This window comes from Rhodococcus jostii NBRC 16295 (genome assembly GCF_001894825.1).
GTDB classification, from domain to species: Bacteria; Actinomycetota; Actinomycetes; order Mycobacteriales; family Mycobacteriaceae; genus Rhodococcus_F; species Rhodococcus_F jostii.
The window spans coordinates 84,317-101,699 of the sequence record NZ_BCWY01000027.1 but is presented as its reverse complement, the minus strand read 5'-3'; the positions used below and the strand labels follow the sequence as shown (position 1 = coordinate 101,699).

The following is a 17,383-nucleotide window of genomic DNA, read 5'->3' as shown; positions in this document are numbered from 1 at the left end:
CGACGCGATCTCGGCGAACACCGCCAGCACCAGCCACCGCCACCGTGGGTGCAGCAACGCGCCCGACGCTCGCGCGATGTACGGACTCAGCACCAGAACCTCGACCATCAGTGCGGCCACGGCGGCGATCGCCAATGCGGTTCTGGGTACCGACCACCCGCGCCTCACGTCAGCGACGGTCATCGCACGCGGTTCCGGTTCGTGATCGGGGAAGGTCGAGGACGCCGGCCTCGATCTCGGCGAATGCCGAATCCAGCAACTCGAGGAACCGCTCCGCGTCGTCGCCGGGCTGCCACTGCAGATAGGCGGTCCGCAACACGGCGAACGCCGTGTTGACGAGAAGGGCACTGCAGAGCGGGTCGATCCGGTCGGACTGAGCCCGAGCGTCGACCCAGTCCTGGACGAACTGCTGGAACCGCTCGCCGGCCGCCCTCGTCGACTGCGCGAGTTGGGGTGCCGCGCCCAGGATCCGACGTTGCACCACGAGGGTGGCGGCGTTGTGGGCGATGCGTGCGCGGATGATCTCGCGGACCGAGACCCACAACGGTTCGCCGTCCGGACGCTCGTCCGCCAGCTTCTGCCACCGTTCACGATCTCCCGGCCCGGGGTCGAAGATCAGCGCTTCCTTGGAGTCGAAGTAATTGAACAGGGTGCTCTTGGACACCCGGGCCGCCGCCGCGATCTCTTCGACGCTGACGTCGTCGTAGCCGCGCGTGTCCACCAGTTCGAGCGCGCAGGCGTGCAGGGTGCGCCAGGTTTCGTGCTTCTTCGACTCACGCAGCGCCATGAATCGACCCTAGCCCGAACTTGGACTCAGTACAATTTTCTTCTCGGTCCACTGTTCGCACGAGTCCAAAACCTGACGAGACAGCGCCACCTCTAGGCTGACGGTGTGAAGAAGTTCCTCCCCGCGCTCGCCATCGACGTCGTCCTCGTGATCGTGTTCTGCGCGATCGGCCGCCGCAGCCACGACGAAGCCAACGCCCTGACGGGTCTGGCCACCACGGCGTGGCCGTTTCTGACCGGTCTGGCCGGCGGGTGGCTCGCCACCGTCGCCCTCTACCGCGACAAGTTCGACGCGTTCCTCATCGTCCCGACAGGCATCGTCGTGTGGCTGTCGACGCTGGTGGTGGGGATGCTGTTGCGCGTCGTCAGCGGCCAGGGAACGGCGCTGAGCTTCGTCATCGTGGCGGGCACCGTCCTCGCCGTGTTCCTCCTCGGCTGGCGTGCCGTCGCGAAGATCGTCACGAAGGCCCGCGCGACCACCTGATCACGGCGAATCCGCCCCGACGGCACACGAACTGCCGCTCGAGGTGAGACAGTTTCCCCATGAGTGACACCATCGATCCGGCCCGGGACGAGAAGAGGTCCGACCGCGGCTTCTTCGGCCAGCCGTTCGCCCTCGCGAACCTGTTCGGCGTCGAGATGTGGGAGAGATTCTCCTTCTACGGGATGCAGGGCATCCTGATCTACTACCTCTACTATTCGGCGGCCGAGGGTGGCCTCGGAATCGCCGAATCGTCCGCCACCAGCATCGTCGGAGCCTACGGCGGCACGGTGTACCTCTCCACCATCCTGGGCGCCTGGATCGCCGACCGGCTCCTCGGCTCCGAACGCACCCTGTTCTACAGCGCCATCCTCGTCATGCTCGGCCACATCGCGCTGGCCGTGTTCCCCGGCCTCTGGGGAGTCGGGATCGGCCTCGTGTGTGTCGCGTTCGGCAGTGGCGGGCTCAAGGCCAACGCCACCTCCCTCGTCGGCGACCTCTACGACGCGGACGACGAGCGCCGCGACGCCGGATTCTCCATCTTCTACATGGGCATCAACCTCGGCGCGCTCGTCGGACCGCTCCTCACCGGATGGGCCCAGGATTCCATCGGCTTCCACGCGGGGTTCGCGCTCGCCGCGATCGGCATGGCGCTCGGACTCATCCAGTACACGATCGGACGCAAGCGCCTGCGCGGTATCGGCGCCGAACCGCCCAACCCGCTCCCCCGCAGCCAGCGTCCCAAGTGGATAGCGATCGCGGCCGCGGCGGTCGTGGTGATCGCGGCCCTGTCCCTCACCGGGGTGATCACCGCAGCCAACATGTCGGACATCGTGGTCGGCCTCACCATCGTCGCCGCGATCGGCTACTTCGCGATCATGTTGTCGAGCCGGCGCATCACGGCCATCGAACGCAGTCGCGTCTACGCGTTCATCCCGATGTTCATCGCGAGCGCGGTGTTCTGGTCGCTGTTCCAGCAGCAGTTCACCACCGTCGCCGTGTATTCGGACAAGCGCCTCGACCGCAACCTGTTCGGCTGGGACTTCCCGCCGTCCTGGGTGCAGTCGATCAATCCGGTGTTCATCATCATCTTCGCGGGTGTCTTCGCGGCCGCGTGGACCAAGCTCGGCCCCCGTCAGCCGTCGTCGCCGATCAAGTTCGCGGCGGGCACCGTCATCATGGGCATCGCGTTCCTGGCGTTCATCCCGATGTCGGGCGGCGGCGCCAACAGCGCACCGCTGCTGGGTCTGGCCGGCATCCTGCTGCTGTTCACGTTCGCGGAACTGCTGCTGTCGCCGGTCGGTCTGTCGTTGTCGACCAAGCTGGCGCCGGAGGCGTTCCACACCCAGATGGTGGCGTTGTTCTTCCTGTCCGTCGCCCTGGGCACCGCCATGGCGGGCACACTCGCCGGCTACTACGACGAGAACAACGAGATCCCGTACTTCACCGCGGTCGGGCTGGGGTCGATCGTCGTCGGCGTGCTCCTCGCTATCGGGTCGCCGTGGATCCGGCGCCTGATGAAGGGCGTGCACTGACGCCGAGCGTCACATCTGCACTGACGCCGAGCGTCACATCTGCACTGACGCCGGTCCGAGGGCGGACTCAGCGGGTCCACAACCACACGGCCAGCCCGAAACCGGCGATCGAGATCACCACACGCAGGACGGACGGCGGGATCCGCTTGACGACGGGCGGGCCGCACCAGCCACCGGCCAGGGCGCCGACCGCCATCGCGGCGGCGGCGCCCCAATGGACGGGGCCGAAGAGGGCGAACCCGATCGCCGCCACCAGGTTGGCGACGCCCAGGAGGAAGCTCTTCAGGATGGTCGCGCGCCAGATCTTCTCGGAGGTGAGGATCAACGCGATCGCGAGGAAGATCACGCCCGCTCCCGCGCCGAAGTATCCGCCGTAGATGGCGACGACGAACAGCGACACGGAGTAGGTGCGGGGCATGTCCCGCCCGCCCGCCAGCGCGCGGAGTCGCGGTTGCAGCAGCAGCGCGAGCGCGGCGAACGCCACCATCAACGGGACGATCGCCTCGAACGATCCGGCCGGGGCCACCAGCAGGATTCCCGCCCCGACCAGGCCGCCCGCGGCCGAGTACAGCGCCCAGCGCCACAGCCGGGGACCGGTGTCGGCGACCTCCCGCGTCGAGTTGGACAGGGCGCCGACGCCGACCGCGACCATCGCGACCGTGTTGGTGACGTTGGCGGTGACGGGCGGCAGACCGACCGCGAGCAGTGCCGGATACGACACGATGGACGCCAGGCCGGTAACGAAGCCGACCAGTCCGGCGAAGAACCCCGCTACGACGAGAAGACCGATATCAAGCAGGGACACAAGGTAGAAACTTACCCTTGCGTACTTACTCCCTCAGCGCGGAGGCAGTCCCGTCAGTTCGCCGGCTTCGCCATCGTCGTGTCCTCAGTTCGCCGGCTTCGCCATCTCACGGAACAGCATGTCGGTCATCTTCACGGCCCGGTCACCACCGTCGGCGTCGGCGACGAAGACCGCGAAGGCGAGGTCGCCGCGTGAACCGTAAAACCAGCGGTCGTCGCCGCTCGCACCGTTCATGCCCATGAGGTCCGGGTAGCCGTTCAGGAACGACGCTCCGCCGCGCACCACGTTGTCGCGCATCATTCCCCGGAGTTGGTCGTTGACGTTCGCAGGGAGCGGCTGAGCGGCCACGTCGGTGGTGCCCGGTTGCCCCTGGACGATCATCGGCGCCGGCGCACTGCCCCGCGCGATCGACGCGGCCAGCATGGCCATCCCGAACGGTGTCACGGCGGGCAGGTCGCTGTCCTTGCGGTTCATGACCTGGTTCATGCCCGACTGGTCGGCCGTGAAGACGGCGGTCTGCTGGTCGAGTCCGGGGATCTTGTAGTTCATGCCGAGCCCGAGTTGGTTGCCCGCCTTCTCGATGTCTTCGATCGACAGCGAGGACGGGTCGACACCCTTCTGCAGTCCGGCGGCCTTCTTCACCAGGTCGAGGTTCGATCCGGCGGGATAGAGGCCCTGGAACGCGATGGGCCCCTGCTCCATTGCCTGGTTGTTCTGCGCTGCGGCGAGCACGGCGCCGGTGGACGGCTGGATCGCGACGATCGTCGCGGGGGTGCCGACGCTGACCACGGCTTCCTCGGCCGCCAGCTGCAGGTGGGAGTCGAGGGTTGCGGCGATGTCCGGTCCGGGCGGGCCCTGGAACCCGGCCTGGGGAATGAGCGTGCCGTCAGGGTCCACGAGGTGGACGGCCCATCCGGCCGTGGCGTCCCGGTTGGCCTGCCACACCTTCCGGAGCGGATCCAGCAGCGGCGTCGTGATGCGGCGATCCGACGTGATGAGCTTCGGCGTCTTGATGGTGACGACACCGGGGATCGCGAGATCCTGCTCGAGGAACTGGTAGTCCTGGTCGCGCAGCAGGACGGCGGTGACCTGCTCGCCGGGCTTCGCTGCCATGTCCGCCATCATCGTGTCGGCCGTCACGAGGGGAGCAACCGGCTCGAGGACCTCTGCGAGACGCCGGGTGGTGGCGACGGGATCGGGCATGGTGGCGGGGTCGAGGGTGATCGAGTTGATGGTCTGCTCGTTCATGAGCAGCCCGCCGAAGGCGTCGAAGATCCGCGGCGGAGCGGCGTCGGTCCGGTCGTAGCGGACGGTACGCCCGTTGCCCAGGTCGGGCGCGAGGATCGACGGATCCCAGGAGATGCGCCAGCCGACGGACAGGTTCCGCACGCCGCCCTGAACCTGGTAGCTCCAGTCCTTGCCTTCACCGAAATGCCAAGCGGCACCGACGGTGAAGAAGCCGGAGTCCGAGCCGAGATCCATGAACTGGGTCACGTCGAACTTGGCGTCCTGGGGCTTCAATCCGTCGAACATCTGTTGAATCGCCGTCTCCGCGGCGTTGGGATAGGAGGTCTGCGCTGCGGCGGCAGCGGCGTCGCCCTCGTTCAGTGCGTTGACGAAGTTGTCTACGACCGACTGAGCGGTTTCCTCCTCTTTCGAGAGCACGCACGACGCCAGAATCACTGCCAAGACGACAGCCGACGTCAGGGCGATCACATATTTGTTCCGGCGGCCAAGCGATCGTCCATTCCCCATGTCCACCATCTTGCTTTCAGTCACATGCGTAACAAGCACCATTTGCCTACGAAGGAGTTACGGTTGAGCCACAACTTATCCCCGAACAGCAACGCGCGAACGGGTTTATCGAAGAAAACGCCCCGCAGCCTGCACAGCAGGGGCCGAACTGTCACCTGTTGCTATAAAGACGGCAAATGCTAGGTCGTCCTTGATTCCGACGAACCAGCCGTGAGCGGGCCCACTTCCGGACTCGGCCGTGCCCGTTTTGCCGAGCAGTCCCGGAATGTCCTGCAGCGCAGTAGCGGTACCACCCGTCACAGTTTCACGCATCATCGTCCGGAGGTCCGAGGTGATGTTCGCGGGCACGGCGGGCGCCGTCTTGTCGGCGGTTCCCGGCTTGCCCTGCACGATCATAGGCGACGGCGTCGAACCGTTCGCGATCGAGGCGGCCACCATGGCCATCCCGAACGGCGTCGCGGTCACCTGCCCCTGCCCGATCCCGGACTCGACGCGGGCCGCCGGACTGTCGGCGATCGGCACGTTGCCGGTCACCGTCGTCAGGCCGGGCGTCACGTAGTCGACGCCGAGCCCGAACTGCTGCGCGGCCTTCTGCAGGGCGTCGGGCGGCAACCCGACCGCCAGCCGTCCCATCGTGGTGTTGCACGAGCGGGCGAACGCGGTGTGCAACGGGACGGCGCCGAGGTCGAACTCGTCGTCGTTGGGGATCTGCCTGCCCTCGATGTTCTCGGTGCCGGGGCAGGGCAGGACCGTGTCCGGGGTGACGGCGCCGGCCTGCAGCGCCGCCGATGTGGTCACCGTCTTGAACGTCGACCCAGGCGGGTAGAGGCCGGTGAGGGCGATGGGGCCGAGCGCGTCGGCCGGGGCGTTCTGCGCCACCGCGAGCACCTCCCCGGTGGAGGGTCGCAGGGCGACGATCGCGGCCTGCTGCGGCACGTCGGCGAGCGCGCGCTCGGCGGCCATCTGCATCGGGAGGTCGAGGGTCGTCGCGATGTCGGGCGCGTCGGGGCCCGCCTCCCCGGCGACGGTCTTCGCCGCGCCGTCCTGTCCGACGACCTGCACCGCCCAGCCGGCCGAGGCGTCCTGCCCCTCCTGCCACAGGTCACCGAGGCCGGCCAGGGTGGGCGAGGCCAGCGCCTTGTCGGTGCTCAGCAGCCTGGTCTGCGGGGCCAGCGTGACACCCGCCAGTTGCTGCAGTTGCGGTTCGATCGGCGCCAGGTCCTCGGCTCGCAACGCGATGGCGGTGACCGGCTTGCCCTGGGCGCCGGCCAGATCCTGCTGGAGCGAGGCCGCGGTGATCGTGGGGGCGATGGGCGACAGCAGCCCGGCCACCGCCGCGGTGTCGGCGCCCGGTTCCACATTGACGAGCGTGACCACCTGTTGCTCGAGGATCGGTGCGCCGCCCGCGGCGAGGACCTTCGGCGGCGTCCCGGTCGTGGTGGTGTATCGGACGGTGGTGTCGTCGGTGAGACCGGGCGCGAGGACGGCGGGGTCCCAGGCGATCTTCCAGTCGTCGCCTTCCTTGGTGGCGTTGCCGGTGGTGCTGTACTTCCATTCCTGCCCCGGGGCGAACGGCCACGCGACGTCCATCGTGAACGTGCCGCCGTTGTCGCCGGACTCCTGCGCCTCCGTGCGAGTGAACGTCCCGTCCTTGTTTCCGAGGCCGTCGTACATAGCCGTGATCGCGGCGGCGGCCGCGGCCGGATCGGTGGTGAGGTCGGCGGCGGCCTGCACGTCGTCGCTGTTCAGCGCGTCGGCGAATTGCTGCGACACGGTGTCGGGTTGATCGGGGCCGAACAGTCCGCAGGCGGAGAGCACTGTGGCGAGAACGGCGATTCCGGCCACTGCCTTGCGGGTGGGGGTGGGACGGATGGGGCTGTGACGAACGGTTGAGGTGCGCACGGACTCGATCATGCCTGACGTCGTGGCGCGCTTCGAATAATGGGTGTAATCATGTAATTAGTGCTTCATCACAGTGATCGGGGCACCCGGCACCCAGGAGGACGCCATGAAGAACGCACACGGTCCGGGTGGTCGCCGCTTCGGCCGGCCCGGTGGATGGCAACAGGCGGACGTCCCCGACACGAGCGATGCAACCGACTGGTTCGCAGGCCGCCTTCCCGACGACTGGTTCACCGGTCCCGCGTCTGTAGAGGTCGACCGCGAGGAGATCGTCGTGGTCGGCGAATTGCCGCCCGTCGAGTCCGCCGACTCCGGTTCCGACGCGGCGATCGACGGACGTATCTCGCGATTCCGGGAAACGACGCGCGGCGATCGGATGCGCATCGCCGACGAGGCCGAGATGAGATACGGGCGCAAGGTCGCGTGGGGCGTCAGCCTCGACGGCCACCAGACGCTGTTCACACACCTCGCCGTTCCGGTGATGACGCGGCTCCGCCAACCCGAACGCAAGGTTCTCGACACACTCGTCGACGCCGGGGTGGCGAGGTCGCGGTCGGACGCCCTGATGTGGACGGTCCGCCTCGCCGGTCAGCACAGCGAACAATGGCTCGCCGAGCTTCGCGAAGCCATGGCCAAGGTGGACGAACTCCGGTCCGACGGTCCCCAGATTTAATTCGATTGCACGGGCATCGGTGGCGTCCTATCGTGAACGTCATCGATGCGCACCGGGCGCGTCAGACAGAGGGGAACGGTCCATTGCTCCTGACGAGGTAGTCACGCGAGTCGTCATCCGCACACACCTCGGGAGTACCCCATGGCCCAGTCGTATCTGTCCCTGTCCGACCTCACGTTCACCTGGCCCGACGGCGAACCCGTCTTCGAGGGACTCGATGCCGTCTTCGGTCCCGGACGCACCGGCGTGGTCGGCCTCAACGGCGCCGGCAAATCCACCCTCCTCCGGCTGATCGCCGGGCGCCTGCACCCCGACCGCGGGTCGGTGACGGCGCACGGCGAGGTGGCGTACCTGCCGCAGGACATCACGCTCGACCCCAGCGTGCGGGTCGACCGGATCCTGGGCATCGCCGACCTTCGGGCGTCGTTGCACCGCATCGAGTCCGGTGAGGGCACGCCCGACGACTTCGATGCGGCGCAGGGCCGCTGGGACATCGAGGAACGCGCGGTGTCGACGCTGCACCGGCTCGGCCTCGACCGGGTGCTGGGAAGCACGTCGGACCTCGACCGCACCGTCGGCACCCTGTCGGGCGGTGAGACCGTGTTGCTCGGTCTCACCGCGGAACTTCTGAGGGAGCCTGAGGTTCTGCTGCTCGACGAACCGACCAACAACCTCGACAGCGACTCCCGCGGCAGGCTCTACGACGTGGTGCGACAGTTCTCGGGAACCCTGCTGGTGGTCAGCCACGACCGCGACCTGCTCGATCTGATGGATTCCACCGCGGAACTGCGGGCAGGCGAGATCCGCATGTTCGGCGGAAACTTCAGCACCTATCAGGAGATCGTCGAGGCGGAGCAGGAGGCCGCGCGGGCCGCGGTGCGTGACGCCCGCAGCGACGTGCAGAAGCAGAAGCGGGAACTCGTCGAGGCCCGCGTCAAGATCGACCGTCGTAAGCGATACGGGCAGAAGATGTTCGAGAACAAGCGCGAACCGAAGATCGTGATGGGGTTGCGGAAGCGGCAGGCGCAGGAATCCGCGGGAAAGTTGCGGAACAACCACATCGCGAAGGTTGACGAAGCCCGGGAATCGTTGACGCAGGCGGAGAGTGCCCTGCGGGACGACCGCGAGGTGCGGATCGACCTCCCGGCGACAGAGGTGCACTCGGGTCAGGAGGTGGTCGCCGTCCGCGACGTCGGCCTCGCCTCCGGGCAGCGGGTGTCGCTGGACGTCGTCGGTCCCGAGCGGATCGCCCTCGTCGGACGCAACGGGGTCGGGAAGACGACCCTGCTCGATGCCGTCGTGGCCGCGGGACCGCGGGTGCCGTTCAAGGCGCTGCCGCAGCGGCTCGACGTGTTCGACGAGTCGCTGACGGTGGCCGAGAACGTGGCCGCGGCGGCGCCGCACGCGTCGCCGGAACAGATCCGCGCCCAGCTGGCCCGGTTCCTGTTCCGGGGCAACGACTCCGACGTGCTCGCGTCCGCACTGTCGGGTGGGGAGCGGTTGCGGGCGGCGCTCGCGACGATCCTGCTCGCCGAACCCGCCCCCCGTCTGCTGCTGATGGACGAGCCGACCAACAACCTCGACCTGCCGAGCCTCGCGCACCTGACGCAGGCGCTCCGCAGCTATCGGGGCGCCCTCATCGTGGTCAGCCACGACCGGCAGTTCCTCCACGACATCGGCGTCACCCGGTGGCTGGAACTGACCGACGAGGCGCTTCGCGCCTGTGCGCCATTCGGGTAGTCCCGGCTACCAGAAAGGCGCACGAGCGCCGGAGGCGCCGATCATTCGGCTACTCCGATGTCCTCGTTCCAGAGTTCGGGTTGGTTCTCGATGAATTCGGCCATGAGGTCGATGCAGTGCTGGTCGCGCAGGACGGTCACGTCCACGCCGTTCGCGCGCAGCCATTCGTGGCCGCCGGTGAACGTGACGCTCTCCCCCACGATGATCGCGCCGATGTTGAATTGCCGCACGAGGCCGCTGCAGTACCAGCAGGGTGACAGGGTCGTCACCATGGTCGTCGAGCGGTAGTCGCGCTGGCGCCCGGCCGCCCGGAATGCGTCCGTTTCACCGTGCACGGACGGGTCGCCGTGCTGGACCCGTCGGTTGCGGCCGCTGCCGAGCAGGGTTCCGTTGCCGGCGAAGAGTGCGGCCCCGATCGGTATTCCGCCCTCGCGCTTGCCGAGTTCGGCTTCGGCGATCGCCACGGCCAGCAGTTCGTCGGGGTCGAGCGCCGTCCGCGTGGTGTTCAGGGGAATCGACATGCCACTACCTTCCATCCGGGACGCAGCCACCGCAACGGACGCGCTATGGCCCGTTGGTCAACCGCAAGTCCTGGCGGGGAAATCGCAAGTCCTGGCGGGGAAATCGCGTGCGAGCGGTGGGCGACTTGTTCGTCTATGTCGAGCTCGGCAGACTGCCGCGCCACACATCCAGGGGAACGTGGCCGACTGCGGCGCCGTGCGGGCCGAGCAACCGCCCCATCCGTTTGAGCGGTCGGAGTGTCACACGACGACTGTCGATTCGAACGCGATCCGACAGAGCGACGAGCCGTTCCTCGATGCGGCGACAGTCCTGCGCCGAGCGCAGCCACAGGTACACGATCAGGTTGTATCGTCCGCTGGTCGCGGCGCACAGCCTGATTTCGGGCCAGGTGGACACAGCACGTCCCACACGGTCGAGATCGGCACCCGCATCGACGTCGAATATCGCATTGAGCGGCCAGCCTGCTGCCTGCTGGGTCATGTCACATCGGAAGGCCAGTTGACCTGATCGCGTGAGCTTGCCGAGCCTGCGCCTGACGGTCGTCTCGCTGACCCTGCACCGGTCCGCCAATTCTGCATAGCTGCACCGGCCGTCGGCGCTCAATGCGTCCAGCAACGGACGGTCGGACGGCTTGAACGGTACCGGGGACGGATCACTGGATGGCGTCGTGAGCTGGGCGCGTTGGGAACTGTCCAGCGTCCGCGGCTGCCATCCGCTGCCTTCGTGGTAGACGTGCAGGCACAGCTCTGCCCGAATCGAGTCCACGCCAGGTATCCGGCTCAGATGGTCGTGAATCAGATCGTCCAGGGCCTGGGGGCCGGCGGTGGCGACGGCGGCGAAGTATTGCGCAGTGCCGTCGGTGCGTTCGACCTGATAAGCGCAGTTCAGCCCGCACAGTGTGGAACCGACGCGGTGAACGGCCTCGGGAGTGCACGCGAGCGTCACGTACGCGTTCGTGTGGCGTTGGCCGACCGGGTAGGCGGTGATCCACGCACGTCCGTCGTCGGATAGTTGGCGCCAGCGCCGTGAGGCGGTGGTGGCGTCCACACCGAGGGCGGTGCCGATCTGGGACCAGGACCCGCGCGGGCTGATCTGGAGCGCGTTGAGCAGTGCCAGGTCGAACTCACTGAACGATGCGCCGCCGGAATCCAGCAAGAAGGGGTGTTCTGCGCCGGAATGCTGCGCGAGAGGGGTTTCGAGTGCCACACCGTCCATTGTGAGTCATCCCACCCATCGAGCTCGTCTTGTGAGGAGATTTATCGTGCTGCGTTCCACTCGCATCACCGTGCTACTGCTCTTCGCGGCGTGGGCGGTCGACTACATCGACCGACTCGTCATCAATCTCGCGTTGCCCGGGATCGGTGCGGAATTCGCACTCGACTACGGGGAGCGCGGCCTGATCGTGTCGGCGTTCTTCGTCGCCTACGCACTGTCGCAGATCCCGGGGGGGCTGCTCGCCGATCGTTTCGGCGCTGTGCGTATCGCCCTCGCGGGTCTCATCGCGTGGTCCCTGTTCACCGGGCTCACGGCGATCGCCTGGTCGTTCGGCGCACTGCTGGCGATCCGGCTGCTGTTCGGCTTCGCGCAAGGCGTCTTTCCCGCAGCCGCGATCAAGCTGTTGTCGGAACGCAGCGTGCCCGAGCAGCGGATGACAGCCAACGGGTGGATGCTGAGTTCGAACGCCTTCGGCTCGTTCGCCGCCGCGATCATCGCGTCGATTCTGTTGCCGCTGTGGGGATGGCGGCCGATGTTCGCCGTCATCGCCGTCCTAGGGGTCGTGGTCGTAGTCGCGATCAAGCGTTGGATGCCCGAGGCACTGCCCGCGGACGTGTCCGCACTCGACGCTGCCACGGCACACCGAAGCAGCAGTTCGATTGGCGTGGGGATCGTGCTCCGAGCGCCCGCGATGTGGTGTTTCGCGCTGGTGTTCTTCGGATACGACGTGATCGTGTGGGGCATCGGCTCCTGGACCGTCTCGTATCTCAACGAGGAGCGGGGCGTTTCGATCGGCACCGCGGGCCTGCTCTCGATCGCCCCCACCCTCGTGGCCGCCGTCGCCGTGATCGTCGGCGGCCGTTTGTCGGACCGGTGGGAAGGAAGACCCCGCCGCATCATCGTCCCCGCGATGATCGTCAGTGCCGCACTCGTGATCGTCCTGCCCCACACGAACTCGGTAACCATGTTCGTCATCGTCGGGACCCTGCTCAGCGGCATCAGTGCACTGTGCTACATGCCCGCGTTCGCGGTGCCGCTGCGCAGCCTCCCAGCTTCGGTTTCCGGGGCCGCGTCGTCGATGATCTTGTTCGGCGGCATGGTCGCCGGCATCGCGGCACCCTTGGCCTTCGGCGCGATCGTCGACGCCGCGTCCTGGACCACCGCTTTCGGTGCGCTGGCCGTCGGCCCGCTCATCGCGATCCTCGCCGTTCTCGCCGCACCCCAAACCACCGAGCGCATGCTCGCCGCCGTCCGGCTCGACCGCACCGCCGACCGAGAGGAAACCCATGCACACTCCACTGTCGACTGATGTAGCACAGCGCGCCCATTGGCGGGATGTCTACACCGAACTCCATGCGCACCCCGAGCTTTCAGCGTGCGAGTACCGCACCGCGGATCTCGTGGCACATGAGATGCGCGGCCTCGGCGGCTGGGAGGTGACCGAGCGCGTCGGTGGCACCGGCGTCGTCGGTGTTCTGCGGGGAGGCCCCGGGCCGGTGGTTCTCCTGCGCGCAGATATGGACGCCCTACCCGTGCAGGAAGACACGGGCATGGACTACGCGTCGACGGTGCCCGGGGTCATGCATGCATGCGGACACGACGTGCACGTCGCTGCGCTCCTGGCGGTGTGCGCGCAACTCGCCGGCGCCCCGGCGATCGACGGCACGGTTCTGGCAGTGTTCCAGCCCGCAGAGGAGACGGGGCAGGGTGCGCGGGCCATGCTGGACGACGGCCTGTTCGAACGGTTTCCGACGCCGGCGATCTGCCTGGGCCAGCACGTAGCGCCGTTGCCCGCGGGCGTCGTCGTCTCCCGCGAGGGTGCTGTGATGGCCGCGTCTGACAGCATCCGAGTGAAACTGTTCGGGCGCGGTGGGCACGCGTCGACGCCACACACGGCGGTCGACCCGTTGCTGATGGCCGCCTCACTGGCACTGCGTTTCCAGACGCTCGCCGCCCGTGAGGCCTCCGCTCGGCCGGCGCCGGTGCTCACCACCGGTGCATTGCATGCGGGCACAGCCGCGAACATCATCGCCGACGATGCAGAGTTGCTCCTCAGCCTCAGGACGTTCACACCGGCGTCGCGCGAGCGGATGCTGACGGCGATCAGGCGACTGGCCGAAGCGGAGGCGGCCGCTGCCGATGCACCGAATTCTCCGGAAATCGAGGAGTTCAACAGCTTTCCGTTGACCGTCAACACGCCGGAGGCGACCGGGGCCGTGCTGCGGACAATCGCCGAGGCCGGGATGCCCGTGCATCGCCTGCCCAATCCGCTGACCGGCAGCGAGGACTTCGGCGCACTCGGGACCGCGGCGCGGTGTCCTTCGGTGTTCTGGCACATCGGCGGGATCGAACACGAGCGCTTCGGTGAAGCGGATCTCGCGGCCCTGGCAGCGGGGCAACTGCCGGCCGGAATCCCACCGAACCACTCACCACGGTTCGCGCCCGACCCGGAGTCCGTGCTGCCTGCCGCGGCCACAGCCATGCACGCGGCGGCGACGCACGTGCTCGCCACGGAGCGTTCACCGCACGCTGCGTCCCGCTGATGCTGCGCCACACAGCTTCGACAACCCCTCCTTTCAGGAAAGGCGAGAAACCATGACCACCGATCTCCCGTACCTCAGCGCCACCGCAGCGCGCACACTGTTCGAGACGCGCGAACTGTCCCCGGTCGAGCTGATGCACGCCCTCGTCGACCGTGCCGAGCAGGTCGAACCCCAGGTGAACGCGTTCTGTGAGCAACTCTTCGACGAGGCACTCGTACAAGCCAAGGAAGCCGAGCAGCGCTATCTCGGACGCGGCCCGGCGCCGCGTGCGCTGGAGGGCATTCCGGTGGCGGCCAAGGAGAAGCACGCCATCGCCGGACGATCCCTCACCGAGGGCTCGCTGGTGAACAAGGATGTTGTCGCGACCGAGAGCGCGCCGGTGATCGAACGAATCCACGCCGCCGGCGGCATCATCCACGCCCGCACCACCACCCCCGAATTCAGCGTCGCAGGGTTCACCCACACCCCGATGTGGGGCGTGACCCGCAACCCCTGGAACCTCGCCTACAGCCCAGGCGGATCCTCCGGCGGCTCCGCCGCTGCGCTGGCCGCCGGAACTACCCCTCTGGCGACCGCGTCGGACATCGGCGGCTCGACCCGGGCTCCGGCAGCGTTCACCGGGACCGTCGGATACAAAGCCCCGTACGGACGTATCCCCGGGGTGCCCCCGATGAGCATGGACTTCTATCGAGGCGACGGTCCCATGGCACGTACCGTCGACGACACGATCCTGTTGGCGAACACGCTCATCGGGCCGGACGTCCGTGACCACACGTCACTACGTCCTGCGATAACGTTGCCCACCGAGTACCCCTCGGTCGAGGGCATGCGCTTGGCATTGAGCATCCGGCTGGGCTGCTTCGTGGTGGAACCGGAGATCGAGGCCAACACCCGCGCGGTGGCACGTGCGCTCGAGAACGCCGGCGCGATCGTCGAGGAAATCGAGCTGCCCTGGACCGCCGAGGAAATCCGACTGGCAGTGACAACCCATTTCGGCACTATCATGGGTGCGATCGTTGCGCAGATCGCCGCCGGACACGAGGACCTTCTCGCCCCCTACACCCGCGCCTTCGCGACCCGAGCCGCGAGCGCCCGCACGGGGGTCACCTTCGTCGACGGGTTGCGGATCGAGACCCGGATGCACCGACAGCTCGCCGAGGCGATGTCCGGGTTCGATGCCCTGCTGTGCCCCACCTCCGGTGTATCGGCCTATCCTGCGGAGGACGACATGCTCGACGGGATCGTCGTCGCCGGTCAGCGGCTCGATCACGCCGCGGAGGCGTTACTCACCCTCCCGTTCAACATCAACAACCGGTGTCCGGTCCTGGCCGTCCCCAGCGGTCACGCGTCGTCCGGTGTTCCCACCGGGGTGCAGATCGTCGGGCACACCTACGACGACGCCACCGTCTTCCGGGTCGGCAAGGCCGTCGAACAGCTGCGACCGTGGGACTACACGCGAGAGCATCGTCCCGGAGTGTGAGGGAAACAGGTGACTTGCCCGATCACTCGACATCATTCGCCGGACCGGTAGGCGTGTGCCGGGGTGTCAGCGTTCTGCAGTCCGTCGAGGATCTGGCCGGACACAGCTCCGGCGCGTTCGTCGAGTTCGTCGAGTTCGTCGAGTTCGTCGAGTTCGTCGACCGTGATGCCCGGGTCCCTGGCGTTGGTGTCGCGGAAGATTCCGTAGCCGAGACAGGTGGCGGCGATCAACGCGTGCATGTTCGAGCCGTCCGACCCGTTGCTCACGCCCACCACGCCCACCACGCCCACGACTCGCCTGGCCCGCCGAGGGACCGGACGTGAATTCGGTACTTCGTGACCGCACGATCCCCGTCACGTCACCTCGGTGTTCAAAGACACGGGCAACCCGCGCAGCACTCGAAAGGAAAGCCGGTCAGCTGCGACCTCTCTGCGACGCAGGAAGGGTGCGGAGTCGCCTGGCTCTTGCGTTGGAGTGCACTCCAGGTCGTACGGTTCAGTCATGGCCACCCAGTTGGAGCAGTCGCTCGGAGCGTTCGTGAGCATCTCGGAGGTCGCGGCGATCACGGGCCTCACGCAGGACACCCTGCGCTGGTACGAGCGTGAGGGGATGATCCCCCGGATCGCGCGGGGTTCGGACCGTCGCCGCCGCTACAGCGAGCGGGACGTGCGGCTGATCGAACTGCTGGTGAAACTGCGGACCACAGGCATGCCGACCAGTGACATGCAGCGTTTCGCGGTGCTGCTGGCCGGGGGCGCCGAGACCCACGAGCGGCGGTTGTCGTTGCTGCTCGCGCATCGCGAACGCATCCTCGCCCAGCAGGCGAGGCTCGACGACGCTCTGGCGGCCCTCGACACCAAGGTGGATCACTACCGGGCCCTCATCGCAGGGACCGACGAAGACCGTGCCCGACAACGACGAGGAGAAGAATGACCGCCATCGGTACGACAACCCTGGGTGACTCGCTCACCGTCTCCGACATGGGTTTCGGAGGAATGGCTCTCACACCCGTCTACGGCGGGATCGAGCCGGAAAAGGCGCTCGCGACACTGCATCACGCGGTGGATCTCGGAGTGAGTTTCCTCGACACCGCCGACGTGTACGGGGCGGGCGACAACGAGCGGTTGATCGCGCAGTTGCTGAAGGACCGGCGGGGGGAAGTCACGCTGGCAACCAAGTTCGGGATTCTGGGGGATCCGAGGAAGCGGAGTGAGGGTGGCGCCTCGACGCGCGGCGACCGCGCCTACGTCCACGAGGCGGTGGACGCGAGCCTGCGCCGGCTCGGTATCGACACCATCGACCTGTACTACCTGCACCGCCCCGACCCGTCGGTTCCGATCGAGGACACCGTCGCGGCAATGGCCGAACTGGTGACGGCGGGCAAGGTGCGGCATCTCGGGCTGTCGGAGGTGACGGCCGGGGAACTGGCGGCCGCGCACACGGTGCATCCCATCACGGCGATCCAGTCGGAATGGAGCGTCTGGAGCCGCGACGTCGAGGCGCGAATCGTGCCGGCCGCGGCCGCGCTCGGTGTCGGGTTCGTCCCCTACTCGCCGCTCGGCCGGGGGTTCCTCACCGGGACCGTCACCGACGTCGACACTCTGGCGCCCAACGACTTCCGACGGACTCTTCCCCGGTTCGCGGAGGGCGCGCTGCAGCGGAACCTCAGGGTGGTCGACGCGGTGAATTCGGTCGCAGGCGAACTGGGTGCCACCCCCGCACAGGTTGCGCTGGCGTGGCTCTACGCGCAGGGCCGCGCGTTCGGACTGCCGGTCGTGCCCATCCCCGGAACCCGTAGTGCGGAACGGGTGACGGAGAACGCCGGTGCTCTCGGTATCGAACTCGATGCGGCGCAACTGGCTGTGCTGAATTCGGCCCGGGACCACGTGGAGGGTGCGCGTTCGGAGGATCTGCAGTGGGTATCGGAGGGCCGCGACGTCTGAGTG

16 protein-coding genes are annotated in these 17,383 nt (G+C 67.6%); 9 read left to right on the top strand and 7 right to left on the bottom strand.

Translation table 11 applies throughout. The features are described from left to right. Positions 1 to 169: 169 nt before the first annotated feature. On the bottom strand, positions 170 to 787 hold the full coding sequence (locus RJ1_RS18910; protein WP_143048934.1) for a TetR/AcrR family transcriptional regulator: 618 nt from the start codon (positions 785 to 787) through the stop codon (positions 170 to 172). 105 nt (positions 788 to 892) lie between these two features. On the opposite strand from RJ1_RS18910, the gene RJ1_RS18905 reads away from it, so the two are divergent. Beyond that, positions 893 to 1,270 carry a DUF3054 domain-containing protein gene (locus RJ1_RS18905; protein WP_073362527.1) on the top strand — a complete coding sequence of 126 codons (378 nt, stop codon included), beginning with the start codon at positions 893 to 895 and terminating at the stop codon, positions 1,268 to 1,270. 59 nt (positions 1,271 to 1,329) lie between these two features. Beyond that, a complete protein-coding gene (locus RJ1_RS18900) occupies positions 1,330 to 2,802 on the top strand; it encodes a peptide MFS transporter (RefSeq protein ID WP_073362524.1) in 1,473 nt (490 codons plus the stop codon). A gap of 67 nt (positions 2,803 to 2,869) precedes the next feature. On the opposite strand, the gene RJ1_RS18895 is transcribed toward RJ1_RS18900, so the two are convergent. The 3 genes from RJ1_RS18895 to RJ1_RS18885 form a co-directional block, all read right to left on the bottom strand. Further along, on the bottom strand, positions 2,870 to 3,607 hold the full coding sequence (locus RJ1_RS18895) for a sulfite exporter TauE/SafE family protein (RefSeq protein ID WP_073362522.1): 738 nt from the start codon (positions 3,605 to 3,607) through the stop codon (positions 2,870 to 2,872). A gap of 84 nt (positions 3,608 to 3,691) precedes the next feature. After that, entirely contained in the window at positions 3,692 to 5,371 is a 1,680-nt protein-coding gene (locus RJ1_RS18890; RefSeq protein WP_073362519.1) for an NTF2-like N-terminal transpeptidase domain-containing protein, read from the bottom strand. 96 nt (positions 5,372 to 5,467) lie between these two features. Further along, positions 5,468 to 7,276 carry a penicillin-binding transpeptidase domain-containing protein gene (locus RJ1_RS18885; protein WP_073362516.1) on the bottom strand — a complete coding sequence of 603 codons (1,809 nt, stop codon included), beginning with the start codon at positions 7,274 to 7,276 and terminating at the stop codon, positions 5,468 to 5,470. Between the two features lie 94 nt (positions 7,277 to 7,370). Between RJ1_RS18885 and abmR the strand changes: the two genes are divergently transcribed. After that, positions 7,371 to 7,937 carry an ATP-binding transcription factor AbmR gene (abmR, locus tag RJ1_RS18880; RefSeq protein WP_073362573.1) on the top strand — a complete coding sequence of 189 codons (567 nt, stop codon included), beginning with the start codon at positions 7,371 to 7,373 and terminating at the stop codon, positions 7,935 to 7,937. Positions 7,938 to 8,078: 141 nt separating this feature from the next. Next, a complete protein-coding gene (locus RJ1_RS18875; RefSeq protein ID WP_073362513.1) occupies positions 8,079 to 9,677 on the top strand; it encodes an ABC-F family ATP-binding cassette domain-containing protein in 1,599 nt (532 codons plus the stop codon). Between the two features lie 41 nt (positions 9,678 to 9,718). Here RJ1_RS18875 and RJ1_RS18870 read toward each other — a convergent pair whose 3' ends face one another. Together RJ1_RS18870 and RJ1_RS18865 are read right to left on the bottom strand one after the other, a co-directional pair. Beyond that, positions 9,719 to 10,198 carry a nucleoside deaminase gene (locus RJ1_RS18870; protein ID WP_073362511.1) on the bottom strand — a complete coding sequence of 160 codons (480 nt, stop codon included), beginning with the start codon at positions 10,196 to 10,198 and terminating at the stop codon, positions 9,719 to 9,721. Positions 10,199 to 10,331: 133 nt separating this feature from the next. Continuing rightward, positions 10,332 to 11,405, bottom strand: a complete 1,074-nt coding sequence (locus RJ1_RS18865; protein WP_162850364.1) for an Lrp/AsnC family transcriptional regulator — start codon at positions 11,403 to 11,405, stop codon at positions 10,332 to 10,334. 55 nt (positions 11,406 to 11,460) lie between these two features. On the opposite strand from RJ1_RS18865, the gene RJ1_RS18860 reads away from it, so the two are divergent. The 3 genes from RJ1_RS18860 to RJ1_RS18850 are packed head-to-tail and all read left to right on the top strand — an operon-like array spanning position 11,461 to position 15,437. Then, positions 11,461 to 12,723, top strand: a complete 1,263-nt coding sequence (locus tag RJ1_RS18860) for an MFS transporter (protein WP_073362508.1) — start codon at positions 11,461 to 11,463, stop codon at positions 12,721 to 12,723. After that, the gene (locus RJ1_RS18855; RefSeq protein ID WP_073362506.1) at positions 12,701 to 13,957 is read left to right on the top strand and encodes an amidohydrolase; all 1,257 of its coding nucleotides are present in this window, start codon (positions 12,701 to 12,703) and stop codon (positions 13,955 to 13,957) included. Before RJ1_RS18860 ends, RJ1_RS18855 begins: the two co-directional genes overlap by 23 nt. Before the next feature lie 52 nt (positions 13,958 to 14,009). Then, positions 14,010 to 15,437: an amidase gene (locus RJ1_RS18850; RefSeq protein ID WP_073362503.1), complete on the top strand. Its 1,428-nt coding sequence runs from the start codon at positions 14,010 to 14,012 to the stop codon at positions 15,435 to 15,437. Between the two features lie 32 nt (positions 15,438 to 15,469). On the opposite strand, the gene RJ1_RS18845 is transcribed toward RJ1_RS18850, so the two are convergent. Further along, positions 15,470 to 15,703, bottom strand: coding sequence for a hypothetical protein (locus RJ1_RS18845; RefSeq protein WP_143048933.1), 234 nt, complete (start codon positions 15,701 to 15,703; stop codon positions 15,470 to 15,472). A 235-nt stretch (positions 15,704 to 15,938) separates the two neighbouring features. Here RJ1_RS18845 and RJ1_RS18840 point away from each other — a divergent pair, with 235 nt between their 5' ends. Continuing rightward, on the top strand, positions 15,939 to 16,370 hold the full coding sequence (locus RJ1_RS18840) for a MerR family transcriptional regulator (RefSeq protein ID WP_073362497.1): 432 nt from the start codon (positions 15,939 to 15,941) through the stop codon (positions 16,368 to 16,370). Beyond that, positions 16,367 to 17,380 (top strand): aldo/keto reductase, encoded by a 1,014-nt coding sequence (locus RJ1_RS18835; RefSeq protein WP_073362495.1) that lies wholly within the window; start codon positions 16,367 to 16,369, stop codon positions 17,378 to 17,380. Before RJ1_RS18840 ends, RJ1_RS18835 begins: the two co-directional genes overlap by 4 nt. Positions 17,381 to 17,383: the final 3 nt, after the last annotated feature.

Excerpts from the sequence above, each read along its gene's own strand:
- RJ1_RS18910 (WP_143048934.1), bottom strand. The coding sequence starts at position 787 with ATGGCGCTGCGTGAGTCGAAGAAGCACGAAACCTGGCGCACCCTGCAC.
- RJ1_RS18900 (WP_073362524.1), top strand. The coding sequence starts at position 1,330 with ATGAGTGACACCATCGATCCGGCCCGGGACGAGAAGAGGTCCGACCGC.
- RJ1_RS18890 (WP_073362519.1), bottom strand. The coding sequence starts at position 5,371 with ATGGTGGACATGGGGAATGGACGATCGCTTGGCCGCCGGAACAAATAT.
- RJ1_RS18885 (WP_073362516.1), bottom strand. The coding sequence starts at position 7,276 with ATGATCGAGTCCGTGCGCACCTCAACCGTTCGTCACAGCCCCATCCGT.
- abmR (WP_073362573.1), top strand. The coding sequence starts at position 7,371 with ATGAAGAACGCACACGGTCCGGGTGGTCGCCGCTTCGGCCGGCCCGGT.
- RJ1_RS18875 (WP_073362513.1), top strand. The coding sequence starts at position 8,079 with ATGGCCCAGTCGTATCTGTCCCTGTCCGACCTCACGTTCACCTGGCCC.
- RJ1_RS18870 (WP_073362511.1), bottom strand. The coding sequence starts at position 10,198 with ATGTCGATTCCCCTGAACACCACGCGGACGGCGCTCGACCCCGACGAA.
- RJ1_RS18855 (WP_073362506.1), top strand. The coding sequence starts at position 12,701 with ATGCACACTCCACTGTCGACTGATGTAGCACAGCGCGCCCATTGGCGG.
- RJ1_RS18850 (WP_073362503.1), top strand. The coding sequence starts at position 14,010 with ATGACCACCGATCTCCCGTACCTCAGCGCCACCGCAGCGCGCACACTG.
- RJ1_RS18840 (WP_073362497.1), top strand. The coding sequence starts at position 15,939 with ATGGCCACCCAGTTGGAGCAGTCGCTCGGAGCGTTCGTGAGCATCTCG.
- RJ1_RS18835 (WP_073362495.1), top strand. The coding sequence starts at position 16,367 with ATGACCGCCATCGGTACGACAACCCTGGGTGACTCGCTCACCGTCTCC.